The 3429-nt window shown below is 56.4% G+C and carries 4 protein-coding genes and 1 rRNA gene; all 5 read right to left on the bottom strand.

What is annotated here, in order from left to right:
* A 16S ribosomal RNA gene (locus tag BCAL_RS06885) occupies positions 1 to 433 on the bottom strand; the annotation flags it as partial.
* Between the two features lie 484 nt (positions 434 to 917).
* Complete coding sequence (locus BCAL_RS06880) at positions 918 to 1211, bottom strand: hypothetical protein (protein WP_043167907.1); 294 nt, start codon at positions 1209 to 1211, stop codon at positions 918 to 920.
* A 254-nt stretch (positions 1212 to 1465) separates the two neighbouring features.
* A complete protein-coding gene (locus BCAL_RS13560; RefSeq protein ID WP_043167906.1) occupies positions 1466 to 1771 on the bottom strand; it encodes a hypothetical protein in 306 nt (101 codons plus the stop codon).
* Positions 1772 to 2454: 683 nt separating this feature from the next.
* Complete coding sequence (locus tag BCAL_RS13220) at positions 2455 to 2892, bottom strand: hypothetical protein (protein ID WP_156101969.1); 438 nt, start codon at positions 2890 to 2892, stop codon at positions 2455 to 2457.
* A gap of 218 nt (positions 2893 to 3110) precedes the next feature.
* A partial coding sequence (locus tag BCAL_RS12740; RefSeq protein WP_043260055.1) for an ISL3 family transposase occupies positions 3111 to 3429 on the bottom strand: 319 nt, incomplete at its 5' end.

Raw genomic sequence — 3429 nt, 5'->3', positions numbered from 1 at the left:
GCGGTTTACAACCCGAAGGCCGTCCATCCCGCACCGCGGCGTCGCTGCATCAGGCTTGCGCCCATTGTGCAATATTCCCCACTGCTGCCTCCCGTAGGAGTCTGGGCCGTATCTCAGTCCACAATGTGGCCGGTCGCCTCTCAGGCCGGCTACCCGTCATAGGCTCGGTGGGCCGTTACCCCGCCGACTACCTGATAGGACGCGACCCCATCCCATACCGATAAATCTTTCCCAACACGCCATGCAGCATGTCGGAGCATCCGGCATTACCACCCGTTTCCAGGAGCTATTCCGGTGTACAGGGCAGGTCGGTCACGCATTACTCACCCGTTCGCCACTCTCACCCAGGCCGAAACCCGGGATCCCGTTCGACTTGCATGTGTTAAGCACGCCGCCAGCGTTCATCCTGAGCCAGAATCGAACCCTCCACAAAAAACATGCGAAAGAGCATCGACAGATGACTCTCAAAACAAAAAAGAACGAGAACATCCTTAAGGAAGGACATTCACACAAAACCCCGCCGCAATTCAACCCAACCAAGGGAACCCACCCAAAACAGGCAGGCCTGCAACGGACTGGCAATCATTGACTATAAAGAAGTAGTACAAACACACTCTTGAGTTCTCAAACCACCAAGCACCAGCCCGAAAGGCTTAATCCAGGGGACCAACCCCCGTGCTGAGCAGCAAGAGATAAACTTACACCCGATGGCGTCATGATGCAAGCGAAAGGACACAAGAACCTATGGAAACGGCTCTATCAAGCGGTTTCCCCGGCGTGTCGCAACAGCTTTAATCGCTGGTAGTTACAGGCTAACGCATGCCGATGAAGGGAAAAGACCATCCGCCCAAAATTCGGGACACCGAATCATGAACGGATGGTGAATCGAAAACAGCATCGAACCGGGGCAGAACGGATCAGGTGAGGGCAACGACCACGATGGACGCGATGCAGAGCAACGCGGCGACCACCACGGTCCTGATCCACACCGGCGTCCGGTTGCGGTCGGAGATAAGCGAGCAGGCGGCGATGACGTCTAGCGCTAGGCCGACGACGCCGAACACGGACACATCGTCCCACAGCGGCATCATCGCGAACACCGCGGCGATGACCGCAAGGACGATGCCCGCGATGGCGAATCCTCTAGTCATCTCGTTCGGACGTCGTTCCGGCTCGGAGGGCTCCATCTGCGGAACTTCCTGCATCGGCATGGGCGGCACGGGTTCCATGGGCAATGGCGCCCCAGCCTGCGGTGGGATGTTCGGTGCTGCGGGGCCCGCGGTGGGCGGTTCCATCACAGCAATCCAAGCGCCGATGTCGAGCCGCTCGACGAACCGATCGCGATCGCAGCCACGATGATCAGGATGATGTATAGGACGAAGAACACACCCCATACGATCACCGACACCAGCGCGCCCTTGCCGGCCCTATACGCGTTCTTCGGCTGGGTGTCCTTCCAGACGAGTCACAGGATGAGGCCGACGACGGGGATGAAGAAGCCAAGCACGGCCCATCCGAACGAACCGGTGTCTGCGGGGTTGGCCTGCGGTGGGTACGGGGCGTATCCGGGCTGCTGCTGGTACTGGGGCGCGTATTGCGGCGCCTGCGGCTGATTCGGATATGCCTGCGGCTGGGCGGCGTTCGGAGTGTACTCCGGCTGTTGTTGCGGTTCCGGGTTGACGTTGGTCCTCAGTATTCCCTTCTCACTTCGATGACGGAATCCTCCACTGGCGATTCCTCGGCCAGTCCTCACGACGCGTCTATGCGTCATGCGAACTCCCTATGGCCAATTGTACTTCCGGTTGCCATTCAGGCACAGGAGGACGCACGAAGACAGCGAAAACGAATCCACAACTCTTGAAGGCGAATGATGAGAGACATGTGGCATCGAGTGCAAGACGCAGGGAGGCATCCGAGATGAGTGTGTCGTGCATCGAAGAGGCGTCTGGATGAGAAGTGATGAATGTGAAGGGGGAGCGACTACAGACAAAGGAAAAACTACGTCAAAAGACAAAACCGCGTTAAGGGCGTAAAAAGCATCGAGAAGGAAGTCTGAGCGGAAACGTTGCTGAAGCGTGAAAGCGAAAAGATCGAAGCGATCGGCGATTTGCGGCAGTTGCGAAATGTGGATAACTCCGATTTTCGCAAATCGCTATAACAACTATAACACTATAACAACTATAACAACTATAAGCGGGCCTGAAAACCGTTGTGGCAGTAGGGCTGAGTGCGTGTCGCTCAATACGATAGTCCACTATTTTCAATACGATAGTCCACTATTTTCAATACGATAGTCCACTATTTTCAATACGATAGTCCACTATTTTCAATACGATAGTCCACTATGCCAAGTTGCGAAAACTTGAGATTAATACGATAGTCCACTAAAAATCAATACGATAGTCCATCATTTTGGGGAGTTATCCACAGGTTTTGGGACAGTTTTGAGACATCTTAAATCTCATAATGCGGACGAAAAGATGAGATTTTTGGCTGTTTGCCCGGGCGTGTCGCGCACGTTCGGCGGACCGTTTTTGCACTTTCGAAGCTGGTGCAGTCCCGCGATTTCCAATACAAAAGTCCATCTTTTACTACGTTGCTATAAAAATTCACTACGTGAGATAATGGTGTCATGGGCATGACGATGAGGTCAGACGGATTTGGAACCAGGATGCGTGCATGAGTCTCCCGGACGATCGGATCGCTTGCGGCTGCGTCGATGGGCGTCGCATGCGCGGCGGATACCGCCATCAACGAGAGGCTCACATGTGCCACTTGGCATGGATGGTCGCCTTCGGGAACCGTAACGGCGGAGGAAACCATGCAACGGTGCGCCCCGGAACTATCGATCGCGTGGATGCTGGCGATGGGGGTCCTGATGTTTGCGCTCATCGTCGTCATCGCCGCCTTGGTGGCATGGCCGGGCAGGCGGCATTCCGGACCGCGTTGGGCGTCCCGACTGGTCGGCACGAACTGGACGCCGTTCCTGGTCTACGGCACCGGCGTATGGCTCGCCCACGGCCTGGCATCCGGGGTGTGGTTCGGAAGTGCGAATATATGGGGCTCTTCGGGTGTTTGTGTGGGTGTGGATCACTGGTTTGGCCTACTGGTTATTGGCGTCCGGGGAGTTGTAGGTTGAGTCCGCCGCATTTGAGCATGACGAGGCCGATGAGGTTGTCGAGGTTGCGGTAGCCGTAGCCGATTTTGATGGTGGTCTTGATCTTGTTGTTCACGGCCTCTAGCCTGGCGTTGGACAGTCCTCTGCGGATGGTCGTGAGGATGTCGAAGTGGCGCCTGGCGATCTTCTCGCCGAGCTGGACGAATCCGGGGATGCCGGACAGGGACGCGTCCGCGGCCCATTGGCGCAGCAGGGGGTCGGCTTTGTCGGCGGTCTGTTTGAGGATCATGCGCAGGCGTTCCTTGAGCTTG

The sequence above is a fragment of the Bifidobacterium callitrichos DSM 23973 genome, assembly GCF_000741175.1.
Classification (GTDB): domain Bacteria; phylum Actinomycetota; class Actinomycetes; order Actinomycetales; family Bifidobacteriaceae; genus Bifidobacterium; species Bifidobacterium callitrichos.
This window is presented reverse-complemented; position numbering and strand designations above follow the sequence as displayed.

Coding starts and splice junctions, on each gene's coding strand:
- BCAL_RS06880 (WP_043167907.1), bottom strand. CDS start 1,211: ATGCCGATGCAGGAAGTTCCGCAGATGGAGCCCTCCGAGCCGGAACGA.
- BCAL_RS13560 (WP_043167906.1), bottom strand. CDS start 1,771: ATGACGCATAGACGCGTCGTGAGGACTGGCCGAGGAATCGCCAGTGGA.
- BCAL_RS13220 (WP_156101969.1), bottom strand. CDS start 2,892: ATGAGCGCAAACATCAGGACCCCCATCGCCAGCATCCACGCGATCGAT.